The sequence below is a fragment of the Halorussus lipolyticus genome, from assembly GCF_029338375.1.
GTDB lineage: Archaea > Halobacteriota > Halobacteria > Halobacteriales > Haladaptataceae > Halorussus > Halorussus lipolyticus.
Genome location: NZ_CP119804.1, coordinates 846,510 through 865,518, shown reverse-complemented (window position 1 = coordinate 865,518; position 19,009 = coordinate 846,510). Strand labels below are relative to the sequence as shown.

Genomic DNA, 19,009 nt, shown 5'->3' with positions numbered 1-19,009 from the left:
GAGCGACCCACCGGGACCCGTGGGTCTAAACCCCTCAAGCGACTACCTCCTCGCATGGAGACCGCCCAACCGAATCCGACGTGGGACGCCGAAGCGCACAGCGAAGTCGTAGACGCCCTCGAAGCGGGCGTCGGCGAGGTCAGTTACCGAGTCTGGGGTGCCGACTGGTGCAAAGATTGTCGGTCTACCCTGCCGGACTTCTTCGCCGCGCTGGAGTCCGCGGGCGTCTCGGACGACGACGTGGCAGTCCACGAGGTGGACCAGAACAAGGACGGCGAGGGCGTCGAGGAGTACGACGTGACCCTCATCCCGACCATCGTCGTGGAACACGAGGGCGAGGAGATAGCGCGGTTCGAGGAGAGCGAGGACTACCCGCCGGCCCAGTACGTCGCCGACCGACTCCTCGACGCCGACGTGATGGTGTAGCCCAGCGCGACGGACCGCAACGCCGACGCGACGTTTCGACACTTTTTGCGGCTTAAGTACCCAATTCGAGACCTTCGATGCCGGCAGTGGCCGACAAATATTTATTTGTCTTCGACTCGTCTGCTCATCTTAACATTACATCTAGTTTTAAATTAAATTTTTCTGTTACAAAGTATTAGAAAATTAGAATTTCAGAGCCTGAGAATGCTAATTTGCGATGCGAAGCAAAGCTATCGGTCGAGCCGAAATCCAGAATTGGGTCGCAGAGAATCCGAAACTGCTCGGTGCCCTCTGGGCACTCACGCTATTGCTAACCGAAGTTGCGCCCGTCGTGGCGGGAGGAGGCGGTTCGTCGCAGGGGCCGTAACGCGCTATTCGGCGGCGTCGCCGCCGAACCACTTATCGGTCCATCGGAGTTCGCCGCCGACGACTATCGGCGCGGAGTAGTCACCCAACACCGATTCGATTTCTTTCCCCGTATTCGTGAACTGCTGAGAACCGGGCACGAGGTGGAAGTCGGCGTCCTCGTCGTTCACGAGGTACGAGTCGGCCACCGACCCCGTGGAGTACTCCGGCGAGGGATGGCTGGTGACGGTCGTGGCTACCTCGTCGTCGGGACCCGGCGGCGCGTCGGCCTCCCAGTCGAGTTCGTAGAGTCTCGGCCCGCCGTCCTCGCACTGGGCTACCGAGACGCTCGGGTCGCCGACCACGACGTAGTGGCGACCGATGCTGGTGTACTCCTCGACGATTTCGAGCGCGATGCCCACGCCGAAACCGTAGTTGAGCAGGCGGGCGAACGTCTCGCCGACTTCGACCGCACCGAGGTTGCCCACGTCGCCCCAACTCACGATTGCGGCCCGCGCTCCGGCCTCGACCAGCGCGACGCCTTGGTCGTGGGACCGACAGGCGTTGAGGAGGATAGTCTTCGCGCCGGTCTCCGAGACCGTCTCGGCGTCCAAAATTCCGTCAGGGCACGCGAAGCCCCGACCGTCGATGTGGCCGATGAAGTGAAACAGGTCGTGGTCCTCGGCCAACAGGTCCCGGAGTTCGTCGGTCGAGACGCCGAACCGACAGTCCACGTCGAACGCCACCACGTCGCGCGTGCCGTAGACTTCCGAGACGGTATCCCACTCCTCGCGCATCTGTTCGTCGTTACAGACCACGATGACGTCGATGACGCTGTCGGTGGGTTCGAGGCGGTCCCGGTCGAACGCCGACCCGAGGAGCTTCGCGCCGTGGACCGGCGTCCCGTCGCCGACCCACGCTCGCTCCATCGCGTCGGTTTCTGGCAGGGGGACGTACTCGCTCTGGTCGGGGACCCCGGCGGTCTGCTCGCTCGGCGGCGAGGGCAGGTCGAGGTCAGCGAACCCCGAACTGCGCTTGAACGAACTCAGCGCGTCCTGCTGGCGGGTACGCTCTGCGCCCTGTGCGTCCTGTCCGTCCTGTTGGTCGGCGGTCGGCGACGGTTCCGGAGCGGCGGACTTGGTTCGGACCAGCGAGAGGTCGTTGACGATGAACGGGAGGAGTTCGACGCTCTCGGGGGTCGGCCGGACGTGGGTCACCCGACTCCAGAGGGTCATCGCGTCGTCCGACACCGGCGCGGGGACCGAGAGGTACGCCGCCAGTCGCTCGGCAGGCGAGGCGTCGTAGAGGTCCGGAAAGTCGAGGTCGGCGACGGCCTCAATCGCCCGACGCTCGGTGAGGTCCATCGGGTGAAAGCCCTCGGTCCGGGTCGCACAGTCCAGCGCGAACACCTGTTTCAGCACTCGCGCCACCTCGTCCTCGAAGCCCCGGTAGGTGTCGAGGCGATGCTCGAAGTCCTCGTCGGTGGTCAACCGCGGCGTCTCGCCCGGTACGACTTCGGCCCCGAGGTAGTACGCCAGCGGCGCGACCGGGTAGAGGTATTCGTAGTCCGCGGGAACCCGAATCGTGATGCCGGTGTCGGGCGCGTCGAGGCCGTCGGGAATCGAGAGTTCGTCGCCGCGCTCGACGCGGGGCGGATGGCCCCGGAGCGTGGGCCACGACCGCTCGGGCGAAGTCGTCTTGAGCGCCGAGGAGAACGCCGAAATCGCTTCCATCGCGTCCTCGGGGTCGTCGGGCACCGTAATCGTGTCGGCGGGGGAGTTGTGCGACGACCGCGCGCCGACCTCGACCGCGGTCGGGCCGTCGAACTCGATGCGGATTCGCTCGGTGGTGGCGTCGATGGTGAGTGCGGACGCGAACCTGACGTAGAGTTTGATGGGCGCGCTCACTTCCAGCAGGTAGTCGTCGGCGTCGAGTTCGTGGGTCTGCTCGTGGCCCACGTCCCTGAGGTGCGACCCGTCGTCGTCGCGTACCGCGGCCGTGACGTTCTCGGGAATCGTCAACGCCGAGGTGACGAACTGCCGCGCGACCGATACCGGGAAGGTGAACGCCTCGGTATCGGTCGGCGTCGGCGTGACCTCCTCGGGCGTGTGGAAGACGTAGCGGTTGCTCTCGATTGGGTCGAGTATCTCGACGCCAGTTCGTTCGCCCAGCGAGTTAATTTCTGGTCCCATGGTGACAGACCTCGAACCGGGTTCGCTGGAGGGCGACGCCCGCGGTCATATGGGGAACCACTCGGTGGTCAGGTCGCGGTCGGAGACGTGCCAGCGCTCCTCGGCGTCGTGGCCGCGTTCGGCCGAGTCCACCGCGCGAATCTCGACCACGGCGTCGAAGGTGTCGGCGAGACGCTGAACCCGGTCGCTTTCGAGGGGTTCGGCCAGCACGTAGTGGCCCATCGCCCGGTAGTCCCGGACGTACCCGGTGACGACTTGGAGGCACCGGCGCACGACATCTTCGTCGTAGTGTTCGAAGAGTGCGCCGAGCGAATCGACGCCCACGCGCAGTTGGGCCGGGCGGAGGCCGCCGGCGTGGCGGTTGAACGCCGCCATCGACTCGGCGAGTTCGGCCTGCAAACCCGCGAGTTGGGGGTCAACGACCCGGCGCTCGGAGACGTCGCCCAGCGGCGGCAGTTCGGATTGGGGGTCCGAGGACCGGTCGGCGCTCACCACAGACCGCGGCGGCGAGGCGTGGTTGACGATTTCAGTCGTCTCGGCGAACTCGCCCGGCGTCTCGTCTGGGTCGGGGAGTCGCTCGACCACGCTCTGGGGACTGGCGTCGGTGACCGCCAGCAGGCGGTACCTGCGCTCGTCGGTGCCCCCCAGTAGACTCCCGCTGGCCGCGGTGAACAGTCGCCGGGGCGCGTCCCCCACGACGAGGAGATTACAGCCTTCGGACTGTAACTCCCGGAGCACGTCGAGAAATCGCTCGCCGCCGTCCGACACGGCGTCGCTCCCCGAGTCGCCACCCCGATTGCCGGAACTCCCTGCGCTCATTCGCCGAATCGTTGAAGATGTAGAGTTAATAAACTTTCGCACGCCGGACAGCGGAAATCTGCAAGCAGGCAGAGTCGAACCGGTTTGCACGGAATCGGAACTTTCGTCGTCTCGTCGCCGAGTCGGCGAGGTGCGGGAAAGAGTGCCGACCGGTGGGATGCCCACAGGCGAACTCCCGACCGAATCCCTAGACAGGGTAAAACACCTAGTAGAGAACAGTATCGAATTAGGAGAAGGGTTAATACTGTGTCTATCGGTAACTATGCTCATGGTTCGGGAAGATTCCTACGAGGCCGGTGGGGGAACCTACGAGTGTAACGGCTGTCGCCACCGCGAGCAGGCCGACAGCTATCCGGGGACGTGCCCGGAGTGCGGCGGCGAGATGCGGAACATCGCCGTGCCCCGCGAGTGACCCGCGGACCCGCCGAGCGAGGAGACTACTCGCCTTCGGCCCAGTCGAGGGCCTCGGCGAGGTCCGTGTTCGGGGGTGAGCAGGCGAAGTTTCGGCAGACGTAGGCGGTGGGTTCGCCGTCGCGTTGGGTCCGGTCAGCCCAAATCGGGGGCGTTTCGGCAATATCGAGTTGTTCTAACCAATTCTGTAGTTGGTCTTCGCCGGGCGGTCGGCGCGAGAGCAGTCGAGTGGGGAGGTAGCGCCCGGCGATTTCCTCGTGCCACGACTCGGGCAGGTCGTCGGCGACGGCGGTTATCTCCAGCGACCCGCGGGCGTAGCGGTCGCCAGCGAGCGCGAGCGAGGCGTGCTGAAGCGGGTTCGACCGAATCTGCTGGCCGCGGCGTTCGAGGACCTGCTCGGCGATTTGCTGATACTCGTCTCCGGTCTCGAAGTGGTCCAGCGCCAGCAGGGTTTCGGTGGCGACGCCGAGACTGGAGGGCGTCGATTGGTCGTGTGGTTCCTGCGGGCGGGCGACCAACTCCTCGCCGCTCTCGGGCGTGAAGTAGATGGTACCGTCGTCGGCGTCCCAGAACTCGGCGACGATTGCGTCGGCGAGGTCCAGCGCGAACCCGAGATGGTCGGCGTTTCCGGTGGCCTCGTAGCAGTTCAGCGCGCCGCGGGCGAGGAAAGCGTAGTCTTCGAGGTAGCCCCGTATCGCTACGTCCTCGTCCTTGAACCGCCGGTAGAGGGTCCCGGATTCCCCTTCGTCGGGTTCCCAGAGCGTCTCGCGGACGAAATCGAGGGCGTCCTCGGCGAGGCCGGCGTAGCGGTCGCCCTCGTCGGGAAGCACCAGCGCGCCCTCCGCGAGCGCCGAAATCATGAGACCGTTCCACCCGGCCAGCACCTTCTCGTCGCGCCGGGGTCGAGCGCGCTCGGCGCGGGCCTCGAAAACCTGCTCGCGGGCGTCCTCGACGGTCTCCTCGATTTCGGTCTCGGTTAGGTCGTACTCGTCGGCGAGGTCCGGAATCGACTCGCTGACGGTCAGGACGTTTTTGCCCTCGAAGTTGCCCGACTCGGTGACGCCGAACCGATTACAGAAGATTTCTGCGGCGGTTTCGTCGGCTATCGCGTCCCGAATCTGGTCGGGCGTCCAGACGTAGAATTTGCCCTCCTCGCCCTCGCTCTGTGCGTCGAGGGTGCTGTAGAACCCACCGCGGGACGGAGTCCCGCGAGCCTCCGAGTGTGACTCGGAGACCCCCTCAGGATGGGTCATCTCGCGCTCCACGAACTCGAAGGTCCGGCGGGCCGCGGTAGCGTAGCGGTCGTCGCCCGTGACCTGATAGCCCGCGAGCATGGCGCGGGAGATTTCGGCGTTGTCGTAGAGCATCTTCTCGAAGTGGGGCACGACCCACTCGCGGTCCACGGTGTAGCGGTGGAACCCGCCGCCAGCGTGGTCGAAGATGCCGCCCTCGGCCATCGCCGAGAGGGCTTCGTCGGCGATTTCGCGGTACTCGTCGGTCTTCTCGTCGTCTCCGGCACGCTCGGCGCGGTGGGCGGCCCGCAAGAGGAGATGGATGCGCCCGGACTGGGGGAACTTCTGGCCGGTTCCGAACCCGCCGTGTTCCCGGTCCGCGCTCCGGACTGCGGCGTCCGCGGCCGACGAGAGGAGGTCCTCGCCCGGAGCATCGCCGGGGTCTGGGACCGACTCTAACTCGCACTCGATGGCGTCGGTCCACTGGTCGGCCCGGCGCTTCATCTCCCGGCGGTCGTCGTCGTCGGCCCACGAGTCGGCGATGCTTTCGAGCAAGTCCCGGAAGCCGGGTTGGCCGCGCTTGGCCTCTTTCGGGAAGTAGGTGCCGACGTAGAAGGGCCTGCCGTCGGGGGTGAGCCAGACCGACAGGGGCCACCCGCCCCGGCCCGAGACGGCCTGACAGATGGTCTGATAGATGCTGTCCACGTCGGGGCGCTCCTCGCGGTCCACCTTGACCGGGACGAAGTTCTGGTTCAGTACCTCGGCGATTCCCTCGTCCTCGAAGCTCTCCTCCTCCATGACGTGACACCAGTGGCAGGCCGAGTAGCCGACCGAGAGGAAGATGGGCACCTCGCGCTCCTCGGCGGCGTCCAGCGCGGCGTCGTCCCACGGTTGCCAGTTGACCGGGTTGTCGGCGTGCTGGCGGAGGTAGGGGCTTTGCTCCTCGTCCAGCCGATTCCGCGAAGTCGGGTCTCCGGAGTCGCTCATGACTCGACGGAGGGGCTTGAGAGACGTAAAGTCGGGGCTTCGGGAAGGGCGGCTTTCGCCTCGGTGCGCTCCTCAGCAGATTTCGCCCCGCGAATCGACCATCGTCCTCGGCGGACCGAACGGGCGAACGCGGTTCGCGGGCCAGCGGCCGGTCCGAGAGATTTCGAGGCTACAGTCGGTTGCTCCGGTGACTAGACCGAATTCGACCGAGGTCACAAAGTAGTGCGACAAACTTCAGCGGTTCAGGGGGAGATTAAACCAACACGAAACTCCCCGGAACCGATAGGTATTTGTGTCGTGTTCACATGCGACTAACAGTATCGCTATGCAACCGTGCCAAAACTGTCAGGCGGTCATCGACGAGTACATCTTGGACAAACAACTCGAACCCCTGCGGGAGCTGACGGTAGACGACTTCAACGTCTGCGCCGACTGCGCGACAATCGTCGCGGACGCCTGCGTGGAGTGCGGCGGCGGGGTCTACGTCCCCCGAGGAGTGGCGGGCACCCCCGACTACTGCCCGGCGTGTCGGTCGGACCTCCTCGACCGAACCGGCACCGACCCCGGTTGGCATCTCGATACGACGCCTTCGACCTGAGCGGTCCTCGTTTCGTCATTTTTTTTCCGGGCGTTACTAAGAAAACGTTACATTGGTAAAGAAAGCAAAAACGGACTCGAAACTATTCTCTACGGTTTGCTATGGCCACCCGAAAGCAAAACTGAGTTACCCGAGCTGAATCGCGCGCTGTTCCTCGTGAGACCGGTAGATGCCGTCGATGACACGCTGGACTTCGAGGGCTTGGTCCACCGTGTTCACGGTCGGGGTCACGCCGTCCCGAACCGCCTCGAAGAAGACGCGCTGTTCGGCCTTGTGGGGGTCCTCGTGGCGGGTCTGGATTTCGGAGTCCGAGAAGTGGTCGGTGCCCTGCCGGCCCGTCTCGTAGATGGTCAGCGAGTCGTCGGACTTGTCGAAGTTCGCGCCCGCTTCGGTGCCGCGGATGACGAACTCCTCGTTGGGCGAGCGGTTGGCGGCCCACGCGACTTCGAGCGTGAACGTCTTGCCGTTCTCGCACCGGACGAACGCGCTCACCGAGTCGTCCACCGAGAACTCGCCCGACTGGGCGTCCTCGCCCCACATTTCGAGGTAGGCGTAGTCGTCACGGGACCCGAACTGCGACCGGATGGTGCCCGAGACTTCCTGCACTTTCGGGAAGTCGTGGAAGTGGAGCGCTAAGTCGATGGCGTGGACGCCGATGTCGATGAGCGCACCGCCGCCTGCTATCTCCTGATTCGTGAACCACGACCCCCGTCCGGGCACGCCCCGCCGCCGGATGAAGTTGGCCTCGACGTGGCGGGTGTTGCCGAATCGGCCCTCCTCCTGATAGGACTTGACGACCTCGACGGGATTCCGGAAGCGGTTGTGGAACCCGACCATGCAGAAGCCCTCGGCGTTGCGCGAGGCCTCCGCGATACGCTCTGCACTCTCTAAGGAGTGGGCAAGCGGCTTTTCGAGGAGCACGTCCAGTCCGCTCCGGAGGGCCGCGACCGCGTACTCCTCGTGGAACTTGTTGGGCGTCGTGACGATAACCGCGTCCACCGCCGCGTCGTAGAGGTCCTCGTAGCTCTCGAACGACTCCACCCCGTACTTCTCGGCGAATCGGGCGCGGGCGTCGGGGTTGATGTCCACCCCGCCGACGATGTCCACGCCGTCTACGTCTCCGAGTCGGTCGGCGTGGTAGTGGCCGATGTTCCCCAACCCGACGAACCCGACCCGAACTGGCTCATTTTGTCTGGACATGAATAGTGTTACTAGTGGTAGGCAACCCTGAGGCGGTGTTAGGTTTTTCCCTTCGAGCGTCTATCAGAACGCCAGAACGTAAACTTTCCCGAGGATTCAGTTCCGGACACTTCGAACGGAACGCGGACATCCATCAGTAGAGTTGGCGCTCTTTGTCCTCCCGTTCGCCGTCGCGTTCGGCCTCCCGCTTTCGTTCGCGTCGGGCGGCCACCCACTGGCGAAGCAGGGGGAGGAACTTGTGCTTGCAGTCGAGCGCGAACGAGACGATGCCGTAGGCCCAGAAGAAAAACAGCACCGTCCCGCCGACCAGATAGAGCCATCCGACGGTCGTCACCATCAGTCGTCGCCCTCCGCCTCGGTCTCGGTTTCCGCTGGACCGGCCTCGGTCGCCGGGAACTCCAGCGTGTGACTGATGGCGTCACCCGTCTCGGTGTCGAACAGGTGGACTCGCTCGCGGTCGAGGACCACCTCCACGTCCTCGTCGCTCTCGATGTCCGAGTCGGGACTCACGCTCATCAGCAGTTGGTTCTCGGATGTCTCGGGGTCAACCTCCATGCTGGGTTCGGCCGCCTCGCCGGTCAGCAGGTAGACGAATATCTCGTCGCCCATCGGTTCCAGCACGTCGGTCCGCGCCCGAATCGGCTGGGTGGGATTGGTGACGCTCTCGCTCCCCTGTCGGAGATACACGTCCTCGGGTCGGACGCCCAGCGTGAGGTGGTCGCCCTCCGCGACTCCCGAGAGCTGGCCGGGGTCAAACTCCACGTCGAAGTTAGGTGTCGAGAGGCCGGTCGAAGTGACCTCGCCCTCCACGAAGTTCATCGACGGCGACCCGATGAACCCCGCGACGAACAGGTTGGCGGGTTCGTTGTAACACACCAGCGGCGGCGCGATTTGCTGGAGTTCCCCGCCGTCGATGACCGCGATGCGGTCGCTCATCGTCATCGCTTCTGCTTGGTCGTGGGTGACGTAGATGATGGTGGTGTCCAACTCCTTGTGGAGTCGCTGGAGTTCGGTCCGCATGTGGACCCGGAGTTTGGCGTCCAGATTCGCCAGCGGTTCGTCCATCAGGAACACCTCGGGTTCCCGGACGATTGCTCTGGCAATCGCCACGCGCTGACGTTGCCCACCGGACATCTCGTCGGGCATCCGTTCTAACATGCCCTCCAACTGCACGATGTCGGAGGCCCGGTCTACCCGCCGGTCGATTTCGTCCTTCGGGTAGTCCCGAAGCCGCAACCCGAAGCTGATGTTGTCGTAGACGTCCATGTGCGGGAACAGCGCGATGTTCTGGAACACCATCGCAATCCCGCGGTCTTTCGGCGGGAGGTTGGTGACCTCGCGTTCCGCAATCGTAATCGTCCCCTCGGTGGGGATTGTGAGTCCCGCGATGGTCTCCAGCGTCGTGGACTTCCCGCACCCCGAGGGACCGACGAGCGTGACGAACTCGCCGTCCTCGATTTCGAGGTTCATGTTGTCTACTGCCGTTACGTCCGCGTAGCGTTTCGTGACGCCGTCCAAGATGACTTTACCCATTGTGAATCACTCCTTGAGCGCACCTGCGGTGAGTCCGCTGACGATTTTCTCCTGTGCCACGACCACGAGGATGGCGACGGGCAGGACCCCGACGATGCTCGCGGCCGCCATGAGGTTGTAGAGTTGGGTGTATTGGCCCTGATAGCTCAGGATGCCCCAGACGATGGGTGCCCAGTTGTTCGCCTCGCCCGAAGTCATCAGGAACGAGAAGAAGAACTCGTTGTACACCGAGATGAACGTCAGCACCCCCGCCGTCGCCACGCCCGGTGCCGACAGCGGCATGATGACACGGAACAGCGCGCCCAACCTCGTGGTCCCCTCGATTCGCGCGGCGTCCTCCAGACCGTCCGGAATCTGGCCGTAGAACGTCGAGAGGATGAAGATGGACAGCGGCATGAACAGCGCGCTGAACGGGAGCATCATCGAGAACGGCGTGTTGAACAGGTTCGGACTCGACACGCCCAACAGCGAGACGTTCCCGGTGAATAGCCGGAACAGCGGGATGATGAACGCCGCCGGCGGGAAGTACGACACCGCCAGTATCAGCAACATCAGCGGTCCCTTACCGGGGAAGTCGAGCCTGCCGAACACGTACCCCGCGAGACTCGCCAGTACCAGCACGATTGCGGTCGTGGCGATGCCGAGGACGAAGCTGTTGAACATGTAGATGTGGAACGGGACCGTGGTGAACACGTTCACGAACGCCTCGGGGTTGAACCCGTTGGGCACCGGCGGGAACCCGAAGCTAGTGATGGCCTCGTTCGGCGTGAGCGCCAGCACCAGTAGCCAGTAGAACGGGAACAGCGTGGTGAACAGGAAAAAGAGCATGGCGACGTAGAACATCGCCCTGTACACCTTCTCGGGGTTCTGTATCGCCGAATCGACCCACCGCGAGAACACACCTTGATTCGAATCAGTTTCCGTAGCCATGTTATGTCCCCGTCTCCGTGTCCGCGTATTTGACGATGTACACCGTGACGACGAGGCCGATGAGGCCCGCCGTGATGAACGCGACTGCCGCCGACGTGCCGTACATCCGCGACCCGCGGAAGGTCGTGACGACGAGACACGACAGCGACGGCACCGTGTTACACCCCACGACCGTCTCGATGAGACCGTAGATTCGCATCGCACCGATGGTCCGGAACAGCATCGCCACCAGCACCGACGGCAGGACCAGCGGTAGGGTTATCATCTTGAACTGCTGGTACTTCGACGCGCCGGCGACCCGGCCCACGTCGTAGAGGCTCCGGTCCACACTCTGGAGTCCCGCGAGGATGATGAGCGCCATGAACGCCGAAGTCTTCCACACGTCGGCCACGATGAGGATTATCATCGAGTCCACCGGGTTCGACAGCGGCGTGGCGGTGAAGATGCCCCAGTTCTGAAGCGGGTCCACGAGGAACCCGATGTTGGGCTGGAACAGCAGGAAGAATATCATCCCCTGAATCACGATGGGCACGGCCCACGGGATGATGACGGCGACCCGGACCCACCGCCGACCCCGGAACTCTTGGTCCAGCACCAGCGCTTGCGCGAACCCGACCAGCGTCTCGAAGAAGACGCTGAAGAACGTGAAGATGAGCGTCACGGTGAGCGCGCTCCGGAAGGGCGTCGCCGGGTCGAAGAACGGCCTGACGAGCAGAGCGTCGCGCTCACCGGTCAACAACGCGACGTAGTTCTCCAAGCCGACGAACTCGCCGAGCGCGGCGCTCCCGACGAGGTTGTCTGCGAACAGCGACATCCGGAAGGTACTCAGTAGGGGCCAGAACGCGATGAGACCGAGCAGGAGCAGTACCGGCGTCAACAGCAGGTACGCGAACTGGGTATCGCTCAAGTTCTCCATCCAGCGTACTGCCGAGACGTATGCCCCGGACCGTTTGGAGTCACGAACCCCCTCGTCAGTTGTTGACATAAAAGGCGTGTAAGGTTTGAGCGTCCCTTGTCTCTATGCGCTACTCTCGATGGCTTCGAGTTGTGCTTTGAGCTGGGTCATCGCTTGGCTGGGGTTGCCGCCCCGACTCATCGCGCCGTTGACCTGCTGGGCGATTTTCGAGGACTGGGCCGGCCAGACCGCGGTAACCGGTCGCGGAATCGCGTTCTCCCCAGCGATGCGAAGCTGTTCGAGGTACCGACCCATGATGGGCACCTCCTGCGCGCGGTCCGAGGTCAGCAGTTGGGGTTCCGGCGGCAGGAAGCCCAAGACCTCGAATAGCTTGTACTTGAACTCGTCGCTCATCATCGCTTTGAGGACCTCAACCGCGGCCTCCTGGTTGTTGGAGTTAGGGTTGACCGCGTTGTGCCAGCCACCGAGCGCCGCGACCGGTCCGCCAGTCATCGGGTACTGGGCCTCCTGCTGGGTCTTGGCGTAGGGAATCGGCATCACGCCGAGGTCCTCGCCGAGGTTGTCCTCGGACCCCGAGATGTTGATGGCGTAGGGCCAGTTGCGGTGCATGATGGCGTCCTCGTTGGTGAAGGGTTTCCGAGACGGCTCCTCGGTCCACTGCATCACCGCGGGCGGCGCGATTTGGCCCTGATAGTTGTCCAGCGTGTTGTTGGCGTCCGACCCGTGGATGAAGGTCCGAATCATCCTGATGGAGTCCACGACCTGCTGTTCGTCCACGGTGATGGGTCGGTCGCCGACCGGGCCGAACAGGTACTGCTCGGGGTTGCCGAAGTAGGCTCCGCCCCAACTCGACATGAACTCGTTGAAGTCACAGCACGACAGTCCCTCGTAGGCGCTCCCTTGGAAGGTGTAGCCGTACTGGACATCGTTGTTGTTCATCGCCTCGGTCGTGACCTGCGAGAACTTCTGCCACGTCATCGAGTCGGTGGCCCACGTGTCGAAGTCCGACTGCCCGTATCCCGCGTTCCGCAGGTACTCCTTGTTGTACTGCATCGTCGGGAAGTCCGGGAACAGCGGGACGGCGTACAGGTCGCCGTTCGGCCCCTTGGCAGTCGAGACGCTGGCTTGGAAGTAGTCGTTTTCCAACTCCTGCATCCGCTCCTGCGGGAAGTTCCCGGCCTCGCTCAGATTCATCAGCTGATTCCGGACGATGAACGGAATCGTCCACCCGCTGTCCACGTAGAGGATGTCGGGCTTGGCGCGTCCCGCGGACAACCACTGTTGGTACTGCGCGCGCCGATTGTCGGTCACGGACGGTCCGGCGAGAATATTGACCTCGATGTCCTTCGAGAGACCGTTTTCGTACAGAATCGGTTGGAGTTCTTGGTTCCACGTCGAACCTTTGAAATCCGGGTCGGTGGCCCACTGTAGGGTGGTCTTTTGCCCTTGATTGTCTACGTTTCCGACCGTGCCCGCGTCTTTCGGTTGGTCACTCCCCGTACACCCCGCGATGCCCGCCGCGGCTCCTGACGCCCCCACAGCCTGCACGAACTTCCGACGCGAGACTCCCCCATCCCGCTCGGCGTCGTCAGGCTCGTGTGAACTACTGTCAACCATTCCAGTCACTAACACGGCGTTTCCCCATATATACCCTAGTGATAGTAACTACATTCGTTGTTACAAATATGCCAACAGTAAGGTCTGGTTTCCGAACGGGCGCGGTTGGTTGTGTGACGCCTAATCGAGGAGTCGGTTCTTCACGCCGAGTTCCGGCGGAAAAACAAACGCCATCTACTGTTCGGAAACCGACCGTTTCGACCGTTTCACCTCGCGTCGGAGAGACGTTATGCTCGATAGCTACCGACTAACCGCAGTCTACAAGTCGGCTATCGACCGGGACCAAACCGGGTTTTTCGGCGCTTCGAGGCGTTGGACCTCGTTGTCGGTGAGTGATACCTCGAACGCGCCGAGATTCTCCTCCAAGTGGTCGAGGCTCCGCGGGCCGACGATTGGCGCGTCTACCACGTCCTTGTGGAGAAGCCACGCGAGACTGACCTGCGCCGGGGTCGCGTCCTTCTCGTCGGCGATTTCGCGGACCGCATCGAGGACCCGCCAGTTCTCGTCGGTGAATCGCTCGCGGGTGTGTTCGTCGGTGGCGGCCCGGCCCTCGTCGGGGTCGTCCTCGCGGTCGTACTTCCCGGTCAGGAACCCGCCGCCGAGGGGACTCCACGGGATGACGCCCACGCCCTCGTCGGCGCAGACCGGCAGGACGTTCTCCTCCTCTTGGCGGTCCACGAGGTTGTACTGGGGTTGCATGCAGGTGAACCGGGCGTAGTCGTGCAGGTCGCTGTCGTAGAGCGCCTTGGTGAACTTCCACGCTGGCATCGTGGAGGCCCCGATGTACCGGACTTTGCCGGTCTCGACGAGGTGGTCGAGCGCGTGTAGGGTCTCCTCGATTGGGGTCGAGTCGTCCCACCGGTGAATCTGGTAGAGGTCGATGTAGTCGGTTCCCAGACGCTCTAAGCTTCCCTCCACTTGGTCTAAAATGTGTTTGCGCGAGAGGCCCTGCTTGTTCGGTCCCTCGCCCATCGCGCCGTAGACTTTCGTGGCTATCACCAACTCCTCGCGGTCGTGGTCCTCGATGGCGTCCCCCACGATGTCCTCGCTCTCGCCGTGCGAGTAGACGTTGGCGGTGTCGAGGAAGTTGATTCCCAACTCGATTGCCCGGTCGATTATCTCGTGGCTCTGCTCGTCGTCGGCTATCATCCACTCGCGGTCGCTCCCGAAGTTCATGCACCCGAGGCAGAACCGCGAGACTTCGAGGCCGGTGTCGCCGAGGGTCGTGTACTCCATGTCGGTGTCTGGCACGCCCCGGCCTACGACGACGTTCGGTAAAACGGTGCGGGGCGGAAATCGCCCGCGGGCGATTTCCGGAGACTTCGGCGGCCAACCACCGGCAGACGCTCGGTGAACCAATCAACGCCCCTCGGCGGACTGAAAGGGCGAGCGCGGTTCGCGCCCGAAGGGCGTGGTCGTCTCAGCGACCCCTATCCGCAGGCGAACCGCAGGTGAGCCGAGGATATGTCGCTGAGCGACCGCGAACCGCGCGAGGGCTTTCGAAACCACCGTTTCAGTTCCATCTACGTATTCGAAAAGTACCGCGTATTCTAAGCCGACTCTCGCCAAAACCTGAAGCCCCGTCACGTCGATAGACACAGTATGACCTCCTTCCTCGACCGACTCCGGAATCCGGACCACACCGGCGAGCGCCGATGCTGGCCCTGCACCGTGACGAACGCGGTCCTGTTGGGCCTCGCGTGCGTTGGCCTCGCCCGGCGACGCTCACGGACCCTCGCCGCCGCGCTCGGTGTCGGCGGCGTGGCCGCTATCGCGCTTCGAGGCTATTTTGTTCCCTTCACGCCCAGATTCGCGCCGCAACTCACCCAACGACTTCCGGGCAACGTCTTCCACGCCGACGCTGGCGAGGACCGCGAACAGCGCCACGCCCCCGACTCGCCGGGGTCGCTCGGGGGCGAAACCGACGAGGAGACCGGCGAAGCAGTCCTGCAATCGCTCCTTGAACGCGGCGTGGTGGTCGCCGACGGAGAAACGCTCTACCTCGCCGAGGACTTCCGCGACGAGTGGCGCGAGAAAGTACAAGCCCTCCGAGGACGTGACGACCGGGGCCTCGCCGACGCGCTCCGCGAATCAGCGCCCGAGGAGACCGTCACGGAGATAGTAGAGCAGGACGGCGGCCGATTCGGCGAGGCAGAACGCTGGTTCGTCGTCTCCGACGGGAGCGGCGACCCGGCCCGCGAGCAGTGGCTGACTCGACCGATTGCGGTGGCCGAAATCGGGGCGGTGCGAGCGCTAGCTGACAGCACTTCGCTGTCGGCGACTCGGCGGGCGCAGTCTGCTGGGGCGCTCCGGATGCTCCTCGAAACCTGCCCGGTCTGCGACGGTCCGGTCGAGGAGACCACCGAAGTCGAGTGCTGTGGCGGACCGGGCGGGACGCGGGCCGACGCGCCCGACGACGTGCTGGCTTGCGGGGATTGCGGTTCTCGGCTCTACACCTTCCAGTGAATCTTGGGGCGTCTTGCTCCGCTCAGACCTCCGGAGGACCGTTCCGCGCGACCCGAATCTCGTGGGCTTCGATGTCCTCCAGCGCGGCGACCTGTCCGCCGACCGTGACCTCGCCCGCCTCGGTCTGAATCTTCATCCCGGCGACGCGCTCGCCGGCCTCGAAGGAGAAGCCGACGACTTCGCCCTCCACAACCCACGACGACCCGGTTTCGATGTCACGGCCCTCGATGGTGGCGTAGAAGTCGCCGTCGAGTTCCTGCAGTTCCTTCACACAGCGCCGGATGGACGAGTACCGGCGGGGGAACGGGCGGTCCTCGCCGTTCGTGGCCAGCGTGCGCTCGGCGGTGGTCCACAGGACGGTGCCGAAGAACCCGGAGACGAGGAACCCGAGCGCCGAGCGGTTGAAGATGACGCCGTAGCGGTCCTCGTCGTCGCGGAGGGCGTCCTGCGTGGCGTAGATGGAGTACTCGCCGTCGGCGACGGCGATGACCGGCGTGGTGATGCCCCGGCGGGCGCGGGCGGTGGTCGCCACGCTCAGGTAGTCGAAGTCGTCGGGTTCGGGCGCTTCCGAGGCGGGCGTGACCAGCAGTTCGACGCTCACGCCGTCGTCTACGGCGTTTCGGAGGTCGTCCTCGAACCGCTCCAGCAGGTCGGGCGTCAGCGAGAGCGCCAACTCGAACTCCGCGGCGGCGATGACGTCCTCCAGATAGCGAAGGATGGTCGAGCGCGACTTGACCAGCGAGACGGCCTCGGTGTCGCGGGCCGGCGCGGTGTACCGGGCTTCGAGCTCCGACACCATGTCCATCAGCGACGACTGGATGCCCGAGAAGGCCTCCTCGGGGTCCACGGCGATGACTTTCATCGGCCGGGACTCGCGCAGTTCCACGAGGCCGCGGTCGCTCAGACTCCGCACGGTGTCGTACACTCGCGGTTGCGGGATGTCGGTCCGGTCGGCGATTTGGCTGGCGGTCAGGTCGCCGTGTTCGAGGACGGTGAGGTAGGCGTCGATTTCGTACTCCCCGAGGTCGAACCGGTCGCCGACCTGTTCCATCGTCGCGTGCAAGTTCTCCGAGGTCATATGGGAGTATCTTCTCGCAAGGGGTAAATGATTTATCCGATTTCGAGTAGCACCGATTTCCGTAAACGGGTTTCATCCTATGTGTAGTTGCGGGCGACGACTCCGCGAATCGACCGCCGAAAGAAATGTAGAGAAATATTATAGCAATAAATACAATTTCTAGATAAATAATTTCGTTTTCATTCGACGGATTCGGGTCTCGCTCGGCACGCCACGGGGTTGCCGCGGCTTTATTTATAAATTCTCGGCAAAGGAGGTGGCTTCGAAAACCACTCTGCGACCGGCGAACCGAACCACCGGTCCAAGCAGTTCTACCGCGAGCGAGGAGCGATAGCGACCGACTGCTCGGAAGGCGCGGTTTGCCTTCCGGTGTTTTTCATGAAAGTTTTGCCAGCGAGGAAGCGCCGCTGGCGCTTCCTCGCGCAGCAAAAGTTTCACATGAACATCCGACCTTCCGGTTGGTCGGCCTCGGCGCGCTCTTGGAGTCGCTCGGCCAACCCCTCGTAGTAGCCCTGCACCTCGGCGGCGAACTCCTCGAGCGGTCCGGTGTCGATTTCGAGGCCGTAGACGGTTTGGACCGTCTCCAGTAGTCGAATCGCGGCCTCCACGTCCGGTGCTTGGGCGTGGACCGGCGTGAGGAACACGGCGGTCCGGAGGTCCGACTCCATCCCGCGGGCCATCAGTTCGGCGTTCATGCCGTCCAAGAACCCCCGGCCCATCGCCGAAATTCCGGCGTCGGCGAGTCGGTGGTCGTGGTAGTCCTCGGTGGCGACGTAGAACACCTGATGCTCCTCGGGCGCGTGGGGAATCGTGACCCCGTGGAGGACCGCCACCTCGTCTACGTCCTCGGTCTCGGTCCATTCGAGGACGGCCTCGCTGAACGGTTGGGCCGCGAACGCCGGGACGAACAGTTCGCCGACCACGACAGAGAGACCGGCGTCCTCGTGGGAGAAGACGCGGGTGTGGTGGCGCGGTTGCCCGTTCTCGAAGGGCGTGATGGCGGGGAGTTGGTCGGCGGAGATGTGGCCGACCTGCTGGAAGTCGAGGTGGTCCACGAGGTAGTCGGCCGCAGTCAGTCCTGCGAGGCCGAACTGCGAGAATCCGGCGATGACGGTATCCTCGGGGTTTTCAGCAGTGATTTCGAACGAAGCGCCTGTCGAGCGAGCGTCCCGACTCATGGACAGCCATACGCTAAAACCGGTCTTAGCTCTTTGTGAGCCAACAACTCTCCGAGCGGACGAAACGAAGGCGAATCCGACAGCAAGCGACGAGTCGTGGGGAAAGCGTTTTGCCAACTGCGGGAAAGGTTGGTGTCATGGTCGGTGTCGCGGACGTACTCGACGAGGCGATCCGAACTTTCTGGACCCTGCCGGGCGCGGGATTCATCGCGGCCATCCTCGTCCTCCTCGCCGGATGGTACGGGAGCAAGTTTCTCATCCGGTTCGCCGGGCGGCCCGTCGCCCGGCGGTTCCAGCGCCCGAGTCTGACCAAGACCGTCCTCGGCGGGATACGCGCCATCGTGATGGTGTTCGCGGCGTCGATTGCGGCCAACCAACTCGGGTTCAAACCCGGCGACATCCTGCTGTCGGTGACGGTCTTCTCGGCCGTGCTGGGTCTGGTCCTCGCGCCCATCATCGGGAGCGTCATCAACGGCTTGTTCCTGCTGGCCGACCAGCCCTACGAAATCGGCGACATGATAGAACTCGTGGACCGCAACAAGCGGGGCTACGTCGAGGACATCACGCTCCGGTACACCAAGATTTTCACGCTCGAAAACACCTTCCTCGTGATTCCCAACTCCAATATGCGCGACCGGGACGTTATCAATTACTCCGCCGAGGACACCCGGTCTCGCCTCTCGCTCGAACTCCTCGTGACCTACGAGGGCGATTTAGACGAGGCCCGCGCTATCATGGAACGGGCGGCCCGCGAGACCCAAGAGGTCGTGGAGGGCGGTCCCGACATCCGAATCGGGAGCGCGCGCTACCCCTCGGCACCGGTCAGCTACATCAAGGAGTTCGCGGACCACGGCGTCCTGTTGGACCTGCGCTACTGGGTCAAAGACCCCTACTACGTCCCGCGGGTCGAGTCGAAGATTCAGGAGAAAATCTGGACCGAAATCGAGGAGGCCGACGTGGAAATCGCCTACCCCCACCAACACCTCGTCTTCGACGAGACCAGCGGAATCGCCCGCGTCGAGGTCGAACGGGGCGAGCGCCGCCCCCGGCCCGAGGAGTTCGACTCGACGGACTGATTCGT

The 19,009-nt window shown here is 63.9% G+C and carries 18 protein-coding genes; 6 read left to right on the top strand and 12 right to left on the bottom strand.

From position 1 onward, the window contains the following. Positions 1–54 precede the first annotated feature (54 nt). Both P2T57_RS04365 and P2T57_RS20335 read left to right on the top strand, forming a co-directional pair. Entirely contained in the window at positions 55–426 is a 372-nt protein-coding gene (locus P2T57_RS04365) for a thioredoxin family protein (RefSeq protein WP_276301261.1), read from the top strand. Positions 427–643: 217 nt separating this feature from the next. Further along, positions 644–793: a DUF7503 family protein gene (locus tag P2T57_RS20335; protein ID WP_420028513.1), complete on the top strand. Its 150-nt coding sequence runs from the start codon at positions 644–646 to the stop codon at positions 791–793. Between the two features lie 4 nt (positions 794–797). Here P2T57_RS20335 and P2T57_RS04360 read toward each other — a convergent pair whose 3' ends face one another. Continuing rightward, positions 798–2,963: a CHAT domain-containing protein gene (locus tag P2T57_RS04360; RefSeq protein WP_276301260.1), complete on the bottom strand. Its 2,166-nt coding sequence runs from the start codon at positions 2,961–2,963 to the stop codon at positions 798–800. A 45-nt stretch (positions 2,964–3,008) separates the two neighbouring features. Next, positions 3,009–3,782, bottom strand: a complete 774-nt coding sequence (locus tag P2T57_RS04355) for a DUF7504 family protein (protein ID WP_276301258.1) — start codon at positions 3,780–3,782, stop codon at positions 3,009–3,011. 268 nt (positions 3,783–4,050) lie between these two features. On the opposite strand from P2T57_RS04355, the gene P2T57_RS04350 reads away from it, so the two are divergent. Then, on the top strand, positions 4,051–4,194 hold the full coding sequence (locus P2T57_RS04350; RefSeq protein WP_276301257.1) for a rubrerythrin-like domain-containing protein: 144 nt from the start codon (positions 4,051–4,053) through the stop codon (positions 4,192–4,194). Positions 4,195–4,219: 25 nt separating this feature from the next. Here the strand turns inward: P2T57_RS04350 and P2T57_RS04345 are convergent, their stop codons facing one another. After that, positions 4,220–6,412, bottom strand: a complete 2,193-nt coding sequence (locus tag P2T57_RS04345; protein ID WP_276301256.1) for a thioredoxin domain-containing protein — start codon at positions 6,410–6,412, stop codon at positions 4,220–4,222. Positions 6,413–6,737: 325 nt separating this feature from the next. On the opposite strand from P2T57_RS04345, the gene P2T57_RS04340 reads away from it, so the two are divergent. Beyond that, positions 6,738–7,010 (top strand): DUF7571 family protein, encoded by a 273-nt coding sequence (locus P2T57_RS04340; RefSeq protein ID WP_276301254.1) that lies wholly within the window; start codon positions 6,738–6,740, stop codon positions 7,008–7,010. Positions 7,011–7,136: 126 nt separating this feature from the next. Here the strand turns inward: P2T57_RS04340 and P2T57_RS04335 are convergent, their stop codons facing one another. From P2T57_RS04335 to P2T57_RS04305, 7 genes are all read right to left on the bottom strand, one after another. Continuing rightward, a complete protein-coding gene (locus tag P2T57_RS04335) occupies positions 7,137–8,210 on the bottom strand; it encodes a Gfo/Idh/MocA family protein (RefSeq protein ID WP_276301253.1) in 1,074 nt (357 codons plus the stop codon). Between the two features lie 133 nt (positions 8,211–8,343). Beyond that, positions 8,344–8,547: a DUF8005 family protein gene (locus P2T57_RS04330; protein WP_276301252.1), complete on the bottom strand. Its 204-nt coding sequence runs from the start codon at positions 8,545–8,547 to the stop codon at positions 8,344–8,346. Continuing rightward, a complete protein-coding gene (locus tag P2T57_RS04325) occupies positions 8,547–9,743 on the bottom strand; it encodes an ABC transporter ATP-binding protein (protein ID WP_276301251.1) in 1,197 nt (398 codons plus the stop codon). The genes P2T57_RS04330 and P2T57_RS04325 overlap by 1 nt, the downstream gene beginning before the upstream one ends. A 6-nt stretch (positions 9,744–9,749) precedes the next feature. Then, complete coding sequence (locus P2T57_RS04320) at positions 9,750–10,673, bottom strand: carbohydrate ABC transporter permease (protein ID WP_276301250.1); 924 nt, start codon at positions 10,671–10,673, stop codon at positions 9,750–9,752. 1 nt (position 10,674) lies between these two features. Then, on the bottom strand, positions 10,675–11,658 hold the full coding sequence (locus P2T57_RS04315) for a carbohydrate ABC transporter permease (protein WP_276301249.1): 984 nt from the start codon (positions 11,656–11,658) through the stop codon (positions 10,675–10,677). 33 nt (positions 11,659–11,691) lie between these two features. Next, positions 11,692–13,206, bottom strand: a complete 1,515-nt coding sequence (locus P2T57_RS04310) for an extracellular solute-binding protein (RefSeq protein ID WP_276301248.1) — start codon at positions 13,204–13,206, stop codon at positions 11,692–11,694. A 258-nt stretch (positions 13,207–13,464) separates the two neighbouring features. Next, on the bottom strand, positions 13,465–14,442 hold the full coding sequence (locus P2T57_RS04305) for an aldo/keto reductase (protein WP_420028523.1): 978 nt from the start codon (positions 14,440–14,442) through the stop codon (positions 13,465–13,467). A 366-nt stretch (positions 14,443–14,808) separates the two neighbouring features. Here P2T57_RS04305 and P2T57_RS04300 point away from each other — a divergent pair, with 366 nt between their 5' ends. After that, entirely contained in the window at positions 14,809–15,672 is an 864-nt protein-coding gene (locus P2T57_RS04300; RefSeq protein ID WP_276301246.1) for a DUF8054 domain-containing protein, read from the top strand. A 22-nt stretch (positions 15,673–15,694) separates the two neighbouring features. Here P2T57_RS04300 and trmB read toward each other — a convergent pair whose 3' ends face one another. Beyond that, positions 15,695–16,750, bottom strand: a complete 1,056-nt coding sequence (trmB, locus tag P2T57_RS04295) for an HTH-type sugar sensing transcriptional regulator TrmB (protein WP_276301245.1) — start codon at positions 16,748–16,750, stop codon at positions 15,695–15,697. A gap of 434 nt (positions 16,751–17,184) precedes the next feature. Then, entirely contained in the window at positions 17,185–17,928 is a 744-nt protein-coding gene (locus P2T57_RS04290) for a proteasome assembly chaperone family protein (RefSeq protein WP_276301244.1), read from the bottom strand. Between the two features lie 137 nt (positions 17,929–18,065). Here P2T57_RS04290 and P2T57_RS04285 point away from each other — a divergent pair, with 137 nt between their 5' ends. Further along, the gene (locus tag P2T57_RS04285; protein WP_276301242.1) at positions 18,066–19,004 is read left to right on the top strand and encodes a mechanosensitive ion channel family protein; all 939 of its coding nucleotides are present in this window, start codon (positions 18,066–18,068) and stop codon (positions 19,002–19,004) included. Positions 19,005–19,009 lie beyond the last annotated feature (5 nt).